Origin of the sequence: Streptomyces sp. NPDC004266, from assembly GCF_042874095.1 — a bacterium.
GTDB lineage: Bacteria > Actinomycetota > Actinomycetes > Streptomycetales > Streptomycetaceae > Streptomyces.
In genome coordinates this window covers 116,050-135,128 of sequence record NZ_JBIAMM010000002.1, presented here as the reverse complement: position 1 = coordinate 135,128, position 19,079 = coordinate 116,050, and the positions used below count along the sequence as shown (strand labels likewise).

Sequence of the window (19,079 nt, the reverse complement as noted above, 5' to 3'; positions counted from 1 at the left end):
ATGTACCCCACAACTCTCGCCGCGGCGGTGCTCACGAGCGGGAACCGGACGATCGTGGTCGTCGTCGCGGTCGTCGCCCTCGCCGCACTGGTCGTCGCGCGGCTCCTCGTCCGCCAGGTGCTCGCGGCGGGTGAGGGCACCGAGAGGATGAAGGAGATCGCGGCCGCCGTGCAGGAGGGCGCCAACGCCTACCTCGCGCGGCAGCTGCGGACCCTCGCCGTCTTCGCGGCCGTCGTGTTCTTCCTGCTGATGCTGCTGCCGGCGGACGACTGGTCGCAGAGGGCCGGACGTTCCCTGTTCTTCCTGGTCGGGGCGCTCTTCTCGGCGGTCACCGGCTACCTCGGCATGCGGCTCGCCGTGCGGGCCAACGTGCGGGTGGCCGCCGCGGCCAGGGAGGCCACGCCGGCGCCGGGCGAACCCGCGAGGGACCTGAACGAGGTCGCGCACCGGGCCATGCGGATCGCGTTCCGCACGGGCGGGGTCGTCGGCATGTGCACGGTCGGCCTCGGACTGCTCGGCGCCGCCTGCGTCGTCCTGGTCTACGCCGCCGACGCGCCCAAGGTCCTGGAGGGATTCGGACTCGGCGCGGCGCTCATCGCCATGTTCATGCGGGTGGGCGGCGGGATCTTCACCAAGGCCGCCGACGTCGGCGCCGACCTCGTCGGCAAGGTCGAGCAGGGCATCCCCGAGGACGACCCGCGCAACGCCGCCACCATCGCCGACAACGTGGGCGACAACGTCGGCGACTGCGCCGGCATGGCGGCCGACCTCTTCGAGTCGTACGCGGTGACCCTGGTCGCCGCGCTCATCCTCGGCAAGGCGGCCTTCGGCGACCACGGCCTCGCGTTCCCGCTGATGGTGCCGGCGATCGGCGTGGTCACCGCCGTGATCGGCATCCTCACGGTCGCCCCGCGGCGCGCCGACCGCGGCGGGATGAGCGCGATCAACCGCGGATTCCTGGTCTCGGCGGTCATCTCGCTGGTGGGCGTCGCCGTCGCCGCCTTCGTCTACCTGCCGTCCTCCTACGCCGAGCTCGAAGGCGTGACCGAGCCGGGCATCCGGGGCCACGGCGGCGACCCGCGGGTCCTCGCCCTGGTCGCGGTCGCCCTCGGCATCGTCCTCGCCGCGCTCATCCAGCAGCTCACCGGCTACTTCACCGAGACGAGCCGGCGGCCGGTCAGGGACATCGGCAAGTCCTCCCTCACCGGCCCGGCGACCGTCGTCCTCGCGGGCGTGGCCCTCGGCATGGAGTCCGCCGTCTACACGGCCCTGCTGATCGGACTCACCGTCTACGGGGCGTTCCTGCTCGGCGGCGCCTCGATCATGCTGGCGCTGTTCGCGGTGGCCCTCGCCGGGACGGGGCTGCTCACCACCGTCGGGGTGATCGTCGCCATGGACACCTTCGGGCCGGTCGCCGACAACGCCCAGGGCATCGCGGAGATGTCGGGGGACGTCACGGGGGCGGGCGCGCAGGTCCTCACCGACCTCGACGCCGTCGGCAACACCACGAAGGCCATCACCAAGGGCATCGCCATCGCCACCGCCGTCCTGGCCGCCTCGGCGCTCTTCGGCTCGTACCGGGACGCCATCGCCACCTCGGTCGCCGACGTCGGGGAGTTCGGCGTGAAGGCGGGCGAGGTGACGCTCTCGATGGACATCTCGCAGCCCAACAACCTCTTCGGCCTGATCCTCGGCGCGGCGGTCGTCTTCCTCTTCTCGGGGCTCGCGATCAACGCGGTGTCCCGATCGGCCGGTTCGGTCGTCTACGAGGTGCGGAGGCAGTTCCGCGAGCACCCCGGGATCATGGACTTCACCGAGAAGCCGGAGTACGGGCGGGTCGTCGACATCTGCACCAAGGACGCGCTGCGCGAACTCGCCACGCCCGGGCTGCTCGCCGTGATGGCCCCGATCGCGGTCGGCTTCGCGCTCGGGGTCGGGGCGCTCGGCGCGTACCTGGCCGGGGCGATCGGGGCGGGCACGCTGATGGCGGTCTTCCTCGCCAACTCCGGTGGCGCCTGGGACAACGCGAAGAAGCTGGTCGAGGACGGGAACCACGGCGGCAAGGGCAGCGAGGCGCACGAGGCGACCGTCATCGGGGACACGGTCGGCGATCCGTTCAAGGACACGGCGGGGCCGGCGATCAACCCGCTCCTGAAGGTGATGAACCTGGTCGCGCTGCTGATCGCCCCGGCGGTCGTGCGGTTCAGCTACGGCGGCGACGCGAGCGCCGGGCTGAGGGCGGCGGTCGCGGCGGTCGCGCTCCTCGTCGTGGTCGGCGCGGTCCGGGCGTCCAAGAGGCGGACGGTGGCGATGTCCTGACGTGGCGTCCGTCTCATTACCCGGGGTTTCAGGTAAAGGAGGGGACCTTATCCCTTGGTTCAAAAGACTGCAATATGGGACGAATCAGTCGTACGAAAAGTGGAAGTAGCCCGTTCGGCGTGTATGTTCCGGGGCCGAGAGCCTTGGAAGGGACCGATCCGTTGAACAAGAAGCTTGCGGCCGCACTGTCCGGCGGCACGGTACTGATGCTCGCGCTGGCCGGTTGCAGCAGCGACGAGGGCGACAAGGTGGGTGACTGGGCGAAGACGTTCTGCGACCAGGCCAAGCCCCAGATCCAGAAGCGGGCCGACGCCCACCAGATCATCATCTCGACCGCGGCCGACAGCAAGCCGGCCGAGATCCAGGCCGCCGACTCGAAGGCGTTCCAGGACATCGCGAACGCCGACCGGGCCCTCGCCAAGGCCGTCCAGACCGCCGGAGCCCCGCCCGTCGAGAACGGCGAGAAGATCCAGAAGGACGCGATCAAGGAGCTCAACGACACCGCCGTGGCCTACGAGGGGCTCAAGAAGCAGGTCGACGCGCTGGACCCGACGAACCAGCAGAAGTTCGCGGACGGTCTCCAGGGCGTCGCCGACGGCCTGACCAAGATCGAGAAGATGGACCAGAACGCCCTCTCCAAGCTGGAGGACGGCGAGCTGGGCCAGGCGATGGCCAAGCAGCCCGGCTGCCAGAAGCCCACGGCCTCGGTCCCGCCGAAGACCTCCGCCTCCCCGAACGCCGGCGCCACCCCCGACTCGGACTCCGGCGCCACGAACCCGACCGAGAAGGCGTCCGTCAAGCCGACCACGAAGGCCACGGCCGCCAAGAGCGAGTAGGGGAACCGAGGGCCGGCCGGCCCGGCGCCCGCGGCGATCGGCCGCACGCCGCCGGGTCGGCCGCCCGGATGTCGGTGGCGGCCGTCACAATGGAGCGGTGAGTACGACCAGCCTGCCTCCCCGCCTCCCGGTGCCCGCGCACGCCGCCCGTCTGCGCGAGGCGCTGCTCGCCGCCGACTTCACCGCCGACGGACTGCTCGACCTGCTCGGCGCCCCGGCCTACGCCGCGCTCGCCCGCAGCGAGACCGTGCCCGCCCTGCGCGCCACCCGCGGCGACTCCCCGCTGGAGACCCTCGTCCGGCTCTTCCTGCTCCAGGAGCCCGTCACGGCCGACCGGGCCGCCGCCGCGCTCCCGCTGGAGGAGGCACTCGCCGACGGCTGGGTCGTCCGCGAGGACGGCACCGTCCTCGCCACGGTCGACGTCCGGCCGTACGGCGGACCGGACGGCGAGGACTGGTTCATCGTCTCCGACCTGGGCTGCGCCGTCGGCGGAGCCGGCGGCATCGGGAAGAAGGACGAAGGGGTCGTCCTCGGCGTCGGCGGCGCCTCCACCACCCTCGCCGGCATCACGGTCCGTACGCCGGTCTCCTCCGCGCTCGACCTCGGCACCGGCTCCGGCATCCAGGCGCTGCACGCCGCCCAGCACGCCACCCTGGTCACCGCCACCGACCTCAACCCCCGCGCCCTGGACTTCACCCGGCTCACCCTCGCCCTCTCCGGGGCCCGGGAGGCCGAGCTGCGGACCGGCTCGCTCTTCGAGCCCGTCGACGGCGACACGTACGACCTGATCGTCTCCAACCCGCCGTTCGTGATCTCCCCCGGCGCCGGGCTCACCTACCGGGACGGCGGAATGAGCGGCGACGACCTGTGCCGCACCCTCGTGCAGCAGGCCGGGGCGCGGCTCAACGACGGGGGGTACGCCCAGTTCCTCGCCAACTGGCAGCACGTCGAGGGCGAGGAGTGGCAGGAGCGGCTGCGGTCCTGGGTGCCGCGCGGCTGCGACGCCTGGATCGTGCAGCGCGAGGTCCAGGACGTCACCCAGTACACGGAGCTGTGGCTGCGCGACAGCGGCGACCACCGCGGCGACCCGGGCGCCTACCGGGCGGCGTACGACCGCTGGCTCGACGCGTTCGAGGAGAGCAAGACCCGCGCGGTCGGCTTCGGCTGGATCACGATCCGGCGCAACGAGGCCGTGGCCTCCGGCGCGGTCGAGCCCTCGATCGTCATCGAGGAGTGGCCGCACCCCGTCGAGCAGCCCCTCGGCCCCACCGTCCGCGCCCACTTCGAGCGCCAGGACTACCTGCGCGGACATGACGACGCCGCGCTCCTCGCCGACCGGTTCACGCTGGCGCCCGAGGTGGTGCAGGAGCAGGTGGGGCTGCCGGGCGCCGAGGACCCGGAGCACGTGGTGCTCCGGCAGAACCGCGGCATGCGCCGGGCCACCAAGGTCGACCACGTCGGCGCCGGGTTCGCCGGCGTGTGCGACGGCACGCTCAGCGCCGGCCGCATCCTCGACGCGATCGGGCAGCTGATGGGCGAGGACCCGGTCATGCTGCGGGACCGCACCCCGCAGGCGATCCGGCTGCTCGTCGAGGAGGGCTTCCTGATCCCCGACTCCCTGCTGCCCGTGGCCGAAGGGAGCGGTGCTTGATACGGATCGAGCTGGACGAGACCTCGCTCGGGGCGACCCGGATCGCGATCAGCCCGCTGCGCGACGCGTTCTGCTCGATGCACCTCGCGCAGCCCCACCGGCACCCCTCCTGGCCGTACCAGGAGTGGGTCGGGCAGGCGCGCGAGGTGTGGCGCGAGGACGACCGGCTCCGCCCGCTGTGGGACCTGTTCGTCAGAGAGCGGCACGAGGTCTCCGACTTCCTGCTGCCCCGGCCCTTCGGCACGGTCCACGTCCACGAGGAGCTCGCCGCGCTGCGGGCCACCGACCCGGAGTTCGTCCGCGCCCAGGCGGCCGTCTGCTACCCCGGCATGGCCGACGCGCCCTTCCTGCAGCCGTACCTGAAGGACCCGGAGGCCGCCTGCGCGGCGCTCGCCGACGCGTACGCCGCCTACTGGGAGGGCGCGATCGAGCCGTACTGGCCGACGATGCGCCGGCTCGTCGAGGACGAAGTGCTCGTCCGGGCCAGGACGTTCGCCACGGAGGGCGTCGACGCGCTCTTCGCGGGACTGGAGACACGGGCGCGCTGGCAGCCGCCCGTACTCGAACTGACCAAGCACATCGACGCGCAGTACGCCCCCGGCGAGCGCCGCCTCGTCCTCGTGCCGCTGGTCTTCGCGGAGGGCTGCCGGCTCTACTCCACCGACGACCCCGAGGTCTTCGCGCTCAGCTTCCAGGCCCGGGGCGCCGCCACCCTGCGCGAACCGGCCGAACCCGTCGCCGAGGACCGGCTCGGGCTGATGCTCGGCCGCGGCCGGGCGGCGGTCCTGCGCGAACTGGGCGGCCCCCTGACCACCGCCGGGCTCGCCGACCGGCTCGGTCTCGCACCCAGCACGGTCTCCGAACACCTGTCGGTGCTCGCGGAGGCCGGCGTCGTGACCCGCCACCGCGTCGGACGCTCCGTGTACTACCAGCTGACGGACACGGGCCGTTCACTGCTCGCGCTGCTCACCGGCGAGGACGTCCTCACCGCCGTGGCCTGACGATTCGGGGCCGTGACCCGCAGGTCCAGGCCCGCGAACCGAGGAATCGGGGGCCGCGGCCCGACGATTCGGGGCCTTCCGAATCGATGGCCCGGTCCCTCCGCCGGCCCCTACCGTCCGCCGCATGCTCGCAATCGAGGCGGACGCGCTGCGCCGCACCTACACCAGCAGGACCGGGTGGCCGAGGTCCCGGCGGACCGAGACCGAGGCCGTGCGCGGCGTCACCTTCGAGGTGGCGCCGGGAGAGCTGTTCGGCCTGCTCGGGCCCAACGGGGCCGGCAAGACCACCACCATCAAGATGCTCAACACCCTGCTGCTGCCGACCTCCGGCACGGCCCGGGTGTTCGGCCACGACGTGGCCCGCGACCCCGTCGCCGTACGCCGCAGGATCGGATACGTCTTCGGCGGCGACCGGGGCCTGTACGACCGGCTCTCCGCCCTCGACAACCTCCGCTACTTCGCCGAGCTGTACGGCGTCCCGGCGCGAGCGCAGAAGCGGCGCATCGCCGAACTCCTCGACCTCGTCGGCCTGGTGGGCCGGGAGAAGGAACGCGTCGAGGGGTACTCGCGCGGCATGCGCCAGCGCCTCCACATCGCCCGCGGACTGCTCCACCACCCCGACGTCCTCTTCCTCGACGAGCCGTCCATCGGCGTCGACCCCGTCGCCGCCCGCGACCTGCGCCGCACGGTCGCCGACCTGGCCGCCGCCGGCACCACCGTCCTCCTCACCACCCACTACATGGCCGAGGCCGACGAGCTCTGCGACCGGATCGCCGTCATCGCGGGCGGCCGCATCCGCGCCCTCGGCACCCCCGACAGCCTCAAGTCCCTCGTACGGGAACGGGACGTGCTGGAGATCGAGGCGTACGGCGTGGACGAGGAGCGGCTCGACCGGGTACGGCGCGTGCCCGGCGTGCGGGGCGTGTCGACGGAGGACCGGGGAGCCCTGCAGACGGTCACCGTGCAGACCGGACGCGGCGCCTCCGACCTGCACGGCCCCGTCCTCGCCGCACTCGACGGCATACGGATCGGCAGGGTCACGAGCCGCGAACCGTCCCTGGAGGACGCCTACATCGCGATCGTCGAGGAGACGGCCGAGGCCGAGGTCGAGGAGGCGGCCGTATGACGCGCCTCCCGCGACTGGTCCTCGTCGGGGTGCGCACCCACGTCTCGTACATGTCGCGCTCCCCGATCGAGATCACCTTCGCCGTCCTCGTCCCGCTCGTCCACGCCACCCTCGCCGTCCACCTGTTCCGGGCCGCCGGAGACCCGGACCGGCTGCTCACCGCCTCCGTCGGCGCCGGACTCATGGGCATCTGGGGCTCGGTCCTCCTCGGCTCGGGCGGCGCGGTGCAGAACCAGCGCTGGCTCGGCACCCTGGAGACCCTGGTCGTCGCCCCCACGCCGCTCGCGCTCGTGCTCCTCCCCATCACCCTCGCGACCGCCGTCATCGGCACGTACGCGATGGGCGCGACCGTCCTGTGGGGCGTGCTGCTCTTCGACGTGCCGCTCGACTTCGCGCACCCGCTGCTCTTCCTCGTCGCCGTCCCGGTGTGCGTCCTCACCCTCGGGATGACGGGGCTGCTGCTCGCCGCCACCTTCGTCCTGCTCCGCAACGCCAACGCCCTCGCCAACCCGCTCGACACGCCCGTCTGGCTGCTGTCCGGGCTGCTCGTGCCCGTCACCGTGCTGCCCGTCTGGACCCGTCCGATCTCCTGGGCGCTGCCCACGACCTGGGGGGCGCGGGCCGTGCACGCCGCGACCTCCGGCGGGGACGTGATCACGCCGATGCTCACCGCCGTCGCGCTCGGCACCGGATACGCCCTCGCCGCGGTCCTCGTCCTCGGGCGCGTGGAGCGCCGGGCCCGCGCCTCCGCCACTCTCGCCCTCGCCTGAAAGGCCACCGTCGGATGTTCCGCTTCCGGTGCCGACTCCTCGGCTTCCGCTTCCACGCCTCCTCCCGGCTGCTCGTGGTCGGCGGGGCGATCTCGTACCGCGCCCTGTTCAACTGGGCGACCCCGCCGATGTTCATCGGAACGCTGCTGGTCGGGCCGCTCCTCCAGGTTTTCTTCTTCGTCTTCCTGGGCAGGGAACTGGGTGTCGCCGACGATCGTTTCCACCTCGTCGGCAACGCCGTCCTCGCAGCTTCCGCCTCCTGCGTGTACGGCGGCACGATGGCCGTCGCCAACGAGCGCCGGTACGGCACCCTCGGGGCCGTCCTGCTCTCCCCCCGCCGCAGGGTCCCGCTGTGGCTCGGGCGAGCCCTCCCGTACGTCCTCAACGGGCTGCTCGTCAGCGCCTTCGTGCTCACCGCCGCCGCCCTCCTCCTCGGGCTGCCCGTCCCCGCCGGGGCGCTGCCCGGGCTCGGTCTGGTGCTGCTCGTCGCGGCGGGCGCCTGCTCGGCCTTCGGGCTCGCGCTCGGGGCGCTCGGGCTGCGCTTCCGCGACGTGTTCCTGGTGTCGAACGTGGCCAGTTCCGGGCTGCTGCTCCTGACCGGCGCCGCCGTGCCCCGGGAGACGCTGCCGGAGTGGATGCGGGCCGCCGGTGAGCTGCTGCCGCTCACGCACGCGGCGGACGCGGCGCGCGGCCTGACCGCGGGCGCCGGCCTGGACGGCCACCTGCTGGGGGCCGAGCTCGCGGTCGGCGCCGGGTGGGCGCTGCTCGCCGTCGTCCTCCTCACCGTCTTCGAGCGGGGGAGCCGACGTCGGGCCACGCTCGACGTGATGTGACGAGGGATGTCACACGACGGGAGGGAAACGGGAGGGAAGGGGGAGAGGGGAGGGGTGGGGGAGGGGCCCCCGGAGCGGGCCACTACCGGCCATCTTCGTGAACCCGTACGGGCCCGGCCCGCTCCGTTCACCCGGAGTTCGTGCCCCCGATGCCGAGGGGTGTCAGCCTCGGCTCACGAGCGGCGGACACCGCGCGTGGACGGAACGGGGGACGGGCATGGAGAGCGGGCCGGCGATCTTCGCGGGGGCGGCGTTCACGCTGTTCGGAGGCGCGCTGCTGCTGTGGACCACCGTGCGGACGCTGCACCGCGAGCCCGTGGCGTACGGGGTTCCCCCGCGCGCCGCCGTCGCGCTGACGGGCCTCGCCGGTGCCGCCTTCCTCCTCCTCGGCGTCTGGTGCTTCGGCCGCCTCTGAAGCCGCCTCCGACCCCGGCTCCGGACCCCCCTCCGCACCACGTGCCGACCGCGGCTCCGGATCGGGTCCGGGTTCCGCTCCCGGTTTGTTTGTGATCTTTCCGAGATGTCCCCCGCCCCGCCGGACCGGGAGTCCGGGCGGCAGGAATGCCAGGACTCGGGTTACCGTTCGAGTGGCCGTTGCGGGCTTTCGCCGTTTGACACGGGGGCGGGTTGTACCGTCACACTCCGCAGCGACGGGAGCGTCACCGTCCGTGCGCTGCCGTGCGTGCCAGTGCCGTACGTGCCAGAGAGCGTCGATCCGGAGAGAAGAGCGAAGTTGTCCCCGACCAGCGAGACCGCACACGGCGGCCGCCGACTCGTCATCGTCGAGTCGCCTGCCAAGGCGAAGACGATCAAGGGCTACCTCGGCCCCGGCTACGTCGTCGAGGCGAGCGTCGGGCACATCCGCGACCTCCCCTCCGGCGCCGCCGAGGTGCCGGAGAAGTACACCGGCGAGGTGCGCCGCCTCGGAGTCGACGTCGAGCACGACTTCCAGCCCATCTATGTCGTCAACGCCGACAAGAAGGCGCAGGTCAGGAAGCTCAAGGAGCTCCTCGCCGAGTCCGACGAACTCTTCCTGGCCACCGATGAGGACCGCGAGGGCGAGGCCATCGCGTGGCACCTCCAGGAAGTCCTGAAGCCCAAGGTCCCGGTCCACCGGATGGTCTTCCACGAGATCACCAAGGACGCGATCCGCGAGGCCGTCGCCAATCCGCGCGAGCTCAACCAGCGCATGGTCGACGCCCAGGAGACCCGCCGCATCCTCGACCGGCTGTACGGCTACGAGGTCTCGCCGGTCCTGTGGAAGAAGGTCATGCCGCGGCTGTCCGCCGGCCGCGTGCAGTCCGTCGCCACCCGTCTCGTCGTCGAGCGGGAGCGCGAGCGCATCGCCTTCCGCTCCGCCGAGTACTGGGACCTCACCGGCACCTTCGGCACCGGCCGCACCGGTGACGCCTCCGACCCGTCCTCGCTGGTCGCCCGCCTGAACACGGTCGACGGCAAGCGCGTCGCGCAGGGCCGTGACTTCGGCGCCGACGGCCGGCTGAAGGCCGCGAACGTGCTCCACCTGGACGAGGCGAACGCGCGGGCGCTGGCCGCCGCGCTCGCCGACACGGCGTTCTCCGTGCGCTCGGTCGAGTCGAAGCCGTACCGCCGCTCCCCGTACGCCCCCTTCCGGACCACCACCCTCCAGCAGGAGGCGAGCCGCAAGCTGGGCTTCGGTGCGAAGGCGACCATGCAGGTGGCGCAGAAGCTGTACGAGAACGGCTTCATCACCTACATGCGTACGGACTCCACGATCCTCTCCGACACCGCGGTGGCGGCGGCCCGGGCGCAGGTCACGCAGCTGTACGGCGCCGACTACCTGCCGGAGAAGCCGCGCGTCTACGCGGGCAAGGTGAAGAACGCGCAGGAGGCGCACGAGGCGATCCGGCCTTCGGGTGATCGTTTCCGCACTCCCGCGGAGACCGGTCTCACCGGCGACCAGTTCAAGCTGTACGAGCTGATCTGGAAGCGGACCGTCGCCTCCCAGATGAAGGACGCGACCGGGAACTCGGTCACCGTGAGGATCGGCGGCACCGCCGCCGACGGCCGTGACGCCGAGTTCAGCGCCTCCGGCAAGACGATCACCTTCCACGGCTTCATGAAGGCGTACGTGGAGGGGGCCGACGACCCGAACGCGGAGCTCGACGACCGCGAGCGGCGCCTGCCGCAGGTCGCCGAGGGCGACGCGCTGACCGCCGAGGAGATCACGGCGGACGGCCACGCGACCAAGCCGCCGGCCCGCTACACCGAGGCCTCGCTGGTCAAGGAGCTGGAAGAGCGCGAGATCGGCCGCCCGTCGACGTACGCCTCGATCATCGGCACCATCCTCGACCGCGGCTACGTCTTCAAGAAGGGCACGGCGCTCGTCCCGTCCTTCCTGAGCTTCGCCGTCGTCAACCTCCTGGAGAAGCACTTCGGGCGGCTCGTCGACTACGACTTCACCGCCAAGATGGAGGACGACCTCGACCGCATCGCGCGCGGCGAGGCCCAGGCCGTGCCGTGGCTGAAGCGCTTCTACTTCGGCGAGGGCGAGACCGGCGGGACGGGCGGCGCGGCGGAGGCCGGGAACGGCGACGGCGACCACCTCGGCGGCCTCAAGGAGCTCGTCACCGACCTCGGCGCGATCGACGCGCGCGAGATCTCCTCCTTCCCCGTCGGCAACGGCATCGTGCTGCGCGTCGGCCGCTACGGCCCGTACGTCGAGCGCGGCGAGAAGGAGCAGGAGGGCCACCAGCGGGCCGACGTCCCCGACGACCTCGCGCCCGACGAGCTGACCGTCGAACTCGCCGAGGAGCTGCTCGCCAAGCCGAGCGGCGACTTCGAGCTGGGCACCGACCCGGTCAGCGGCCACCAGATCGTCGCCAAGGACGGCCGCTACGGGCCGTACGTGACGGAGATCCTGCCCGAGGGCACCCCGAAGACCGGCAAGAACGCGGTGAAGCCGCGCACGGCCTCGCTCTTCAAGTCGATGTCGCTGGACACCGTCACCCTGGAGGACGCGCTCCGGCTGATGTCCCTGCCGCGGGTCGTCGGCACGGACGCCGAGGGCGTGGAGATCACCGCGCAGAACGGCCGCTACGGCCCGTACCTGAAGAAGGGCACGGACTCGCGGTCGCTCACCGACGAGGAGCAGCTCTTCACGATCACCCTCGAAGAGGCGCTCGCGATCTACGCCCAGCCGAAGCAGCGGGGCCGGGCCGCGGCCAAGCCGCCGCTGAAGGAGCTGGGCACCGACCCGGTCAGCGAGAAGCCCGTGGTCGTCAAGGACGGGCGGTTCGGCCCGTACGTGACGGACGGCGAGACCAACGCCACCCTGCGCACCGGTGACAGCGTGGAGACGATCACGCCGGAGCGCGGCTACGAGCTGCTCGCCGAGAAGCGGGCCAAGGGGCCGGCGAAGAAGGCCGCCAAGAAGGCCCCGGCGAAGAAGACCGCGGCGAAGAAGACGGCCACGAAGACGGCGGCGAAGAAGACCACCGCCGCCGCGAAGACGGCCGCGAAGAAGACCACGACGGCGAAGAAGACGACCGCTGCCAAGAAGACGGCGGCGGCCAAGCCGGAGTAGTCCCGGGCACCCGGGCGGCGCCCGGAGGGGCGCGCAGGAGGGCGGGAGCGGTGCTCCCGCCCTCTTCGGCTGTCGGGCGGGACCGGTTTCCGCCTCTTCGGCTGTCGGGCGGGGCGGTTTCCGCGGCTTCGTCCGCCGGGCGGCACCGGTTTCCGCCCTCCTCGTCCGCCGGGCGGAGCGGTGTCTCCGCCCTCCCACGTTTGTTCGGGCGCGGGCCGCGGGGAGCAAGGCCGTCCGGATAGGGTGGACGGATGACGCGAGCAGAGCAGCCAGACCGCCTGGGCGATTCCGACGCCGCACTCGTCGCGGATTCCCGGGAGCGCGCCGTCCGCGCCCTCTTGCGCCATCAGCCGCTGCGCAGGCTGTGGGGCGCCCACCTGGCCGGCGGCACCGGTGACGCCCTCGCCCTCCTCGTCCTCGTCCTCCTCGGCTATCAGGCGGCCGTGGCGGAGGGCGCGCTCGGGGGCGGCTACCGGGGGGCCGCGTTCGCCGTGGCCGCCGTCGTCGGCGCCCGCCTGCTGGCCTCGGTCCTCTTCGGGGCCGTCCTCCTCGGGCCGCTGACCGCGCTCACCGGGCCCGGCGGCCCGCTCGACCGGCGCTGGACCATGATCGGCGCCGACGGGGTGCGGATCGCGCTGCTCGTCATCGCCCCGCTGTGGATCGACTGGGTCCCCGACAGCGCCCTCTGGTACCTGCTCGGCACCGTCTTCGTCACCGGCGCGGCCGAGCGGCTCTGGGCGGTGTGCCGCGAGGGCGCCGCGCCCGCGCTGCTGCCCGCCCCGCCCCTGGAGGGCGCGGCCGTGCGGCCGCTGCCCGACCACCTCGGCGCGCTGCGCCGGCTGTCCCAGCGGACCGGCTTCCTCGCCGTCCCCGCCGCGGCCGCCGTGCTGCTCGTCGCCACCCTCGTGGGGAACCTGCTCGGTGCCGGGATCGACTGGTTCACGCTGCACCAGGCGGCCCTCGGCTCGTACGTCTCCGCCGGACTGTTCGCCGCTTCCGTCACCGTCCTGTACGCGATGGCGCTGCCCGGCGGCGAGACGCCCCGGCCCCGCTCGCCGCTGGAGGGCCTGCGCCGGCCGGACCGGAAGGCCGAGGGCGAGGGGAAGGGCCGCACCGGCGCCCTGCCGCTGCTCGTCCTCGCCTCCGCCACCGTCGCCGGGGCGATCGCCGCGGCCGCGTCCCTGGCCGTGCTCCACGCGTACGACCTGGGCGGCGGGCCCGTCACGTACGCCCTCCTGATCCTGGCGCTCAGCGGCGCCACCGCCGTCGGCATCCGCACCGCGGGCTCCGTCCTGCCGGTCCTGTCCCGGCGCAGGCTGCTGGCCCTCGCCATCACCGTCACCGGTGTCGCCCTGATCGCGATGGGCCTGGTCCCGGACACGGCGACCGTGCTGTTCCTCGCCGCCCTCGCCGGCTACGCGGCCGGGGTCGCCGCCAACACCGGCCACACCCTGATCGACCAGGAGACCGAGGAGCCCCGCCGGGCCCGGACCACCGAGCACCTCCAGGCCGCCGCCCGCGTCGCCATGGGCCTCGGCGCGCTCGCCGCCCCGCTGCTCGCCGCCGCGATCGGGCCGCACCGGCTCGCCTCCGGGGAGTTCGTCTTCGCGCACGGCGGCGCCGCCTTCACGCTCGCCCTCGCCGGCGCCCTGCTGCTTCCGGTCGCCGCGCTCGTCCTCGCGAAGACCGACGACCGGGCGGGCGTCCCGCTCCGCCGTGACCTGCGCGACGCGCTGCGCGGCTCCGACCCGGTCCAGGCGCCCTCCCCGACCGGTTTCTTCATCGCCCTGGAGGGCGGCGACGGCGCCGGGAAGTCCACGCAGGTCCAGGCGCTCGCCGAGTGGATCCGCGCCAAGGGCCACGAGGTCGTCGTCACCCGCGAGCCGGGTGCCACGCCGATCGGCAAGCGGCTCCGCTCGATCCTCCTCGACGTCTCGTCGGCGGGGCTCTCGAACCGCGCCGAGGCCCTGCTGTACGCGGCCGACCGGGCCGAGCACGTCGACTCCCTGGTCCGCCCGGCCCTGGAGCGGGGCGCGGTCGTCCTCTCCGACCGGTACATCGACTCGTCCGTGGCCTACCAGGGCGCGGGCCGCGACCTGTCCCCGACCGAGATCGCCCGCATCTCGCGCTGGGCGACCGACGGTCTCGTGCCGCACCTCACGGTGGTCCTCGACGTCTCCCCGGAGACCGCGCGGGAACGGTTCACCGAGGCGCCCGACCGGCTGGAGTCCGAGCCGCCGGAGTTCCACGCGCGCGTACGGGCCGGTTTCCTGGCCCTCGCGGCCGCCGACCCCAGCCGCTACCTCGTCGTCGACGCCGGGCAGGAGCCCGAGGCCGTCACCACCGTCGTGCGCCACCGGCTCGACCGGATGCTGCCGCTCTCCGAGGCCGAGGTGAAGGCCGCGGAGGAGGCCCGCCGCAAGGCCGAGGAGGAGGCCCGGCGCCTGGCGGAGGAAGAGGCCGCCCGCAAGGCCGAGGAGGAGCGCCTGGAGCGCGAGCGGCAGGAGCAGCTCGCCAAGCTCCGCGCCGAGGAGGAGGAGCGCAAGCGGCGCGAGGAGGAAGAGGCGCGCCGTCTGGAGGCCGAGCGGCAGGCGGAGGAGGCCCGCCGCAGGGCCGAGGAGGCCAGGCTCGCCGCCGAGGAGGAGCGCCGGCGCCTCGCGGCCGAGGAGAAGGCCCGCCAGGAGGAGCAGGAACGGCTCCGCAAGGAGGCCGAGGAGGAGGCCCGGCTCCGCAAGGAGGCCGAGGAGCGCCGCCTGGAGAAGCAGCGCAAGGCCGAGGAGGCCCTGCTCCGCGCCGAGGAGGCCCGCCGGGCGGCCGAGGCCGCCGCGGCCGCGAAGGCCGCGGAGGAGGCTGCGGCGAAGGCGGCGGCGCAGAGGCTCGCCGCCGAGGCGGCGGCCAAGGCGGCCGCGGAGCGTGCGGCCGCCGAGCGCGCCGCTGCGGAGCTGGCCGCGGCCGAGCGGGCCGAGGCCGCGAAGGCCGCCCGGGAGAAGGCCGCCCGTGAGCGGGAGGCCGCGGAGTCGGCCGCCGCCGAGCGGACGGCCGCGGCGGAGCGGGCCGCTCGTGAGGCCCGTTCGGCGCGCACCGCCGGGGTGTCGGCGAACGAGGTCACCGTGCCGACCCCGATCGTGAAGCCGGACGCGCCGGCCGTCTCGCCGGACGAGATCACCGTGGAGACGCCGATCGTGAAGCCGGGGACGGCCGAGCGGCCGGAGGCGGAGACCGCCGTCCTGCCGCAGATCCGGGACCCGCGGGCGGCCGACGAGACCGCCGTGCTGCCTCTCGTACGGGACCCGCGGGCGGCCGACGAGACCGCCGTGCTCCCTCCCGTACGGGGTGCCGGGGCGTCCGACCCCGCCGACCGGGTGCCGCCGGGCATCTTCCGTGACGAGCGTGACGAGCGGAACGAGCCGCACGGGGCCAACGACCGGACCCGGGAGCTGCCCCAGCTCGACGAGGACGGCCGGCCGCGCCGCCGCTCCGACTGGGCGGAGGAGACCCCGCTCGACGATCTGCCGACCCTCGCGGACGAGCTGTTCGGCCCGCACGAGGACGAGGACGAGGGCCCGCGCCGCCGTCGCTGAACCCGGGTGGGGGTGGAGCTAGCTCCACCCCCACTGCGGCAGCCAGCTCCATACCGCTGTGACCTGCGCTTTTCTAGCGTGGTCGGCATGACGACGACAGCAGTGACGGAGAACGGCGCCGCCCTCGCCCTGGAGGGGGTGAGCCGCGCGTACGGAGGTGGGGCCCCCGCGCTCGACGGGGTCGACCTGGTCGTGCCGCGCGGGCGCTTCCTGGCCGTGATGGGCCGGTCGGGCTCCGGGAAGTCCACCCTGCTGCGCTGCGCGGCCGGGCTCGAACGGCCGACGGCCGGGCGGGTACGGATCGGCGGCACCGACCTCGCCACCCTGAGGGCGGCCGGTCTCACCCGGCTCCGGCGGGAGCGGATCGGCTTCGTGTTCCAGTCGCTCAACCTCGTCTCCGCCCTGAACGTGCGGGAGAACGTCACCCTGCCGCTGCTCCTCGCCGGGGCCCGCGAAGGCCGGGCGCTCGACGCCCGCGCCCTGGCCGCCCTCGACGCCGTGGGGCTCGCCGACCGGGCCGAGGACCGGCCCGAGAGCCTCTCCGGCGGCCAGCGGCAGCGGGTCGCGATCGCCCGGGCCCTGATCGACGAGCCCGAGGTCGTCTTCGCCGACGAGCCGACCGCCGCCCTCGACCCGGCCACGGCGGCCGGGGTCCTCGCCCTGCTGCGGCGCGCGGTCGACGAGCGGGGGCACACGGTCGTCCTCGTCACCCACGACCCGGTGGCCGCCACCTGGGCGGACGAGGCCGTCTTCCTGGACCGGGGCCGGATCGTCGGCCGCCTCGACCGCCCGGACGAGGCGGGCGTACGGGAAGCGCTCGGCGCCCGCGCCGCGGCCGGCCGTCATCCGGCGGTGGCGCGATGAGCCGCCTCGGGAACCCCGCCGTGCGGCTGCTCGCCGCCCGGTCGCTGCGGGCCCACCGCAAGGCGTGGGCCGCCGTGTTCGCGGCCGTCGCCTTCACCACCGCCCTGCTCGGCGCCCTGGCCCTCGCGCTGGGGTCCGCCGGGCTGGGCCACGCGCGCGTGGAGCGGTACGCCGCGGCGCCCGTCGTCGTCGCCGGCGACCAGGAGGTCCGCTGGACGGCCACGCCGTGGGGCGGCGAGCCGAGGACGGAGACGGCGGGCCTGACCGAGCGGGTACGGGTCCCCGAGGCGGCCGTCGCCGTCCTGCGGGCCGTGCCCGGGGTGCGGGAAGCGGTCCCGGACGACACGTTCGTCGTACGGGATCGGGGAGCGGACGCCGCTCAGGGGGCCGGCACCGAGGCCGGGACCGGCCCCGGGCCTGGGACCGGCACCGAGGCCGGGACCGGCGGCCGTCCAGCCGCCGACGACCGCACCGCCACCGCCACCGCCGCGCGCGCGTACCCCGGGCGTTCCTGGGAGGCGGCCCGGCTCGCCCCGTACCGGCTGATCGACGGGCGGGAGCCCCGGCAGGGCGGGGAGACGGTCGTGGGGGCCGGTCTCGGCGCCTCCGTCGGGGACACCGTGGCCGGTCACCGGGTCGTCGGCGTCGCCGAGGGACCGGCCGCGCTCTACGTCACGGCGGGGGAGGCGCGGCGCCTCGCCGGCCACCCCGGGGCCGTCGACGCCGTCGGAGTCCTCGCCGAGCCGGGCGTGCCCGTGGACACCCTCCACGCGCGCGTACGGGCCGCCCTGGACGCCGCCGGGCTCCGGGACACCGCCGCGGGGCAGCCGCTCCGGGCGCTGACCGGGGACGGCCGGGGCGGCGCCGAGCACCTCGGCGCGCCGCCCGCGCGCACGGAGCTGCTCCAGCTCCTCGCGGCCGTCTCAGGGACCGTCGTCCTGGTCGCCGTCCTCGTCCTCGCCTCGCTCGTCGCCCAGGCCCTCCAGCAGCGCGCCGCCGAGCGGGAGCTGCTGCTCTCGGTCGGCGCGACGCCCCGTCAGGTGCGGGGCGCGGCCGGGCGGGAGGCGGCCCGGGTGGCGGGTGCGGCGGCGCTGCTCGGCGCGCTCGCGTCCGTACCGGTGTTCCTGCCGCTGTGGTCGGCGCTGCGGGCCCGCACCGGAGCCGTACCGGAAGGCCTCGAACTGCCCACCCCTCCGTGGCTGTTCGCCGCCGTCCTCGTCGTCGCAGCCCTCGTGGTCGGCATCACCCGGCTCGTGGTCCTCTTCGCGGCCCGTCGGCCGGGCCGCGCGGGGAAGGGCGGTGCCCGCCGCGTCGCCGGGCTCGCGCTGCTCGTGCTCGGCGCGGGCTCGGCCGGTACGGCCACGATCCAGGGCGGTGACGCGGCCGCCGCGGCCGCCGGAGCGGCCACGGTGACGCTGGTCGCCGGGTGCGCGCTGCTCGGGCCGTGGATCGCGCGGGCCGCGATGACGGTCCTGGACCGCCCGTTCCGGTGGTTCGGCGGCGCGCCCGGGCGGCTCACCGCGGCCGGTGCCACCGCGCACTCGCGCCGCCTCGGGGCCGCGCTCGTCCCCGTCGTCCTCGTCACCTCCTTCGCCCTCGTGCAGCTCTCGGCCGGCGCCACCATGGAGCGGGCCGCCGCCGCGCAGGCGCGGGCCGCGACCACCGCCGACCTCGCCTTCTCCGGCACCACCGCGGAGCGGGTGCGCGAGCTCCCGGGGGTGGAGGCGGCCACGGACGTGCTGCGCTCGACGGTGGTCCTGGCCCGCACCGAGGCCGGCACGCCGCGCCTGGACCGGCTCCCGGTCCTCGGCGTGGACGCCGGGGGACTGGCGGGCACGCTCGACCCCGGTGTCGTCGCCGGTGACCTGGCCGGGCTCGCCGCCGCGGGCACGGTCGCGGTCGGCGCGGACACGGCCGACTCCCTTGAGGTGAAGCCCGGTTCGACGGTGGAGCTGCGGCTCGGCGACGGGACGCCGAAGCGGCTGCGGGTGGTCGCGGTGTACGAACGCTCGCTCGCCCTGGGCGAGTTCCTCCTGCCGAAGGGCGAACTGGCGCCGCACATGAGCGATCCGTACCCCGCGCGCGTGCTGGCGGCGGGACCCGCGGGCGCCTCCCCCGTCGCGCCCGAGGCGGTGACGCTCCCCGGGGCCGAGCTGAACGGGCTCGTCTCCGGCGGGATCGTCGCGGCGATCGGCGGGCTCACGGTCCTCTCCGTCCTGAGCACCCTCGCCCTGATCGGCGCCGGGCGGCGCGGTGAGCTGGGGCTGCTCCGCCAGGTCGGCGCCTCGGCGGGACAGCTGCGCCGGATGCTCGGCCTGGAGGCGGGGTTCCTGACCGCGACGGGCCTCCTCGTCGGGCTCGTGGTGGGCGCGCTGCCGCTGACCGCCTTCGCCTGGGCGCTCACCGGCGGCCTGCCGTACCTGCCGCCCGCGCAGGCGGGCGCGATCGTGGGCGTCGTCCTCGTCACGGTCGTCGCGGGCGTGTTCCTGCCGGTCTCCCGGACGGCGACGTCCGAGCGGTGAGGAGGCGCGGT

At 74.5% G+C, this 19,079-nt stretch carries 12 protein-coding genes; all 12 read left to right on the top strand.

Features of this window, described 5'->3' with window-relative positions; genetic code table 11:
* The 12 genes from ACFYUZ_RS05310 (at position 1) to ACFYUZ_RS05255 (ending at position 19,068) form a co-directional block, all read left to right on the top strand.
* The gene (locus ACFYUZ_RS05310; RefSeq protein WP_389306488.1) at positions 1-2,319 is read left to right on the top strand and encodes a sodium-translocating pyrophosphatase; all 2,319 of its coding nucleotides are present in this window, start codon (positions 1-3) and stop codon (positions 2,317-2,319) included.
* Positions 2,320-2,480: 161 nt separating this feature from the next.
* The gene (locus tag ACFYUZ_RS05305) at positions 2,481-3,155 is read left to right on the top strand and encodes a small secreted protein (protein WP_389306487.1); all 675 of its coding nucleotides are present in this window, start codon (positions 2,481-2,483) and stop codon (positions 3,153-3,155) included.
* Positions 3,156-3,252: 97 nt separating this feature from the next.
* Positions 3,253-4,806 (top strand): methyltransferase, encoded by a 1,554-nt coding sequence (locus ACFYUZ_RS05300; RefSeq protein ID WP_389306485.1) that lies wholly within the window; start codon positions 3,253-3,255, stop codon positions 4,804-4,806.
* Entirely contained in the window at positions 4,803-5,807 is a 1,005-nt protein-coding gene (locus ACFYUZ_RS05295) for an ArsR/SmtB family transcription factor (protein ID WP_389306483.1), read from the top strand. The genes ACFYUZ_RS05300 and ACFYUZ_RS05295 overlap by 4 nt, the downstream gene beginning before the upstream one ends.
* Positions 5,808-5,931: 124 nt before the next feature.
* Entirely contained in the window at positions 5,932-6,933 is a 1,002-nt protein-coding gene (locus ACFYUZ_RS05290; RefSeq protein ID WP_389306481.1) for an ATP-binding cassette domain-containing protein, read from the top strand.
* Positions 6,930-7,703 carry an ABC transporter permease gene (locus ACFYUZ_RS05285; RefSeq protein ID WP_389306479.1) on the top strand — a complete coding sequence of 258 codons (774 nt, stop codon included), beginning with the start codon at positions 6,930-6,932 and terminating at the stop codon, positions 7,701-7,703. Before ACFYUZ_RS05290 ends, ACFYUZ_RS05285 begins: the two co-directional genes overlap by 4 nt.
* A 14-nt stretch (positions 7,704-7,717) precedes the next feature.
* Positions 7,718-8,536 (top strand): ABC transporter permease, encoded by an 819-nt coding sequence (locus ACFYUZ_RS05280; protein WP_389306478.1) that lies wholly within the window; start codon positions 7,718-7,720, stop codon positions 8,534-8,536.
* A gap of 217 nt (positions 8,537-8,753) precedes the next feature.
* Positions 8,754-8,951, top strand: coding sequence for a hypothetical protein (locus ACFYUZ_RS05275; RefSeq protein ID WP_389306476.1), 198 nt, complete (start codon positions 8,754-8,756; stop codon positions 8,949-8,951).
* A gap of 318 nt (positions 8,952-9,269) precedes the next feature.
* Entirely contained in the window at positions 9,270-12,101 is a 2,832-nt protein-coding gene (topA, locus tag ACFYUZ_RS05270; protein WP_389306475.1) for a type I DNA topoisomerase, read from the top strand.
* 251 nt (positions 12,102-12,352) lie between these two features.
* Positions 12,353-15,682, top strand: coding sequence for a dTMP kinase (gene tmk, locus ACFYUZ_RS05265; RefSeq protein WP_389306473.1), 3,330 nt, complete (start codon positions 12,353-12,355; stop codon positions 15,680-15,682).
* Positions 15,683-15,769: 87 nt separating this feature from the next.
* The gene (locus ACFYUZ_RS05260; RefSeq protein WP_389306472.1) at positions 15,770-16,546 is read left to right on the top strand and encodes an ABC transporter ATP-binding protein; all 777 of its coding nucleotides are present in this window, start codon (positions 15,770-15,772) and stop codon (positions 16,544-16,546) included.
* Positions 16,543-19,068, top strand: coding sequence for an FtsX-like permease family protein (locus ACFYUZ_RS05255; protein ID WP_389306470.1), 2,526 nt, complete (start codon positions 16,543-16,545; stop codon positions 19,066-19,068). Before ACFYUZ_RS05260 ends, ACFYUZ_RS05255 begins: the two co-directional genes overlap by 4 nt.
* Positions 19,069-19,079: the final 11 nt, after the last annotated feature.

What these genes read in the sequence shown, in the direction of transcription:
- ACFYUZ_RS05255 (WP_389306470.1), top strand. Translation starts at nt 16,543, where the DNA reads ATGAGCCGCCTCGGGAACCCCGCCGTGCGGCTGCTCGCCGCCCGGTCG.
- tmk (WP_389306473.1), top strand. Translation starts at nt 12,353, where the DNA reads ATGACGCGAGCAGAGCAGCCAGACCGCCTGGGCGATTCCGACGCCGCA.
- ACFYUZ_RS05285 (WP_389306479.1), top strand. Translation starts at nt 6,930, where the DNA reads ATGACGCGCCTCCCGCGACTGGTCCTCGTCGGGGTGCGCACCCACGTC.
- ACFYUZ_RS05310 (WP_389306488.1), top strand. Translation starts at nt 1, where the DNA reads ATGTACCCCACAACTCTCGCCGCGGCGGTGCTCACGAGCGGGAACCGG.
- ACFYUZ_RS05260 (WP_389306472.1), top strand. Translation starts at nt 15,770, where the DNA reads ATGACGACGACAGCAGTGACGGAGAACGGCGCCGCCCTCGCCCTGGAG.
- ACFYUZ_RS05275 (WP_389306476.1), top strand. Translation starts at nt 8,754, where the DNA reads ATGGAGAGCGGGCCGGCGATCTTCGCGGGGGCGGCGTTCACGCTGTTC.
- ACFYUZ_RS05290 (WP_389306481.1), top strand. Translation starts at nt 5,932, where the DNA reads ATGCTCGCAATCGAGGCGGACGCGCTGCGCCGCACCTACACCAGCAGG.
- ACFYUZ_RS05280 (WP_389306478.1), top strand. Translation starts at nt 7,718, where the DNA reads ATGTTCCGCTTCCGGTGCCGACTCCTCGGCTTCCGCTTCCACGCCTCC.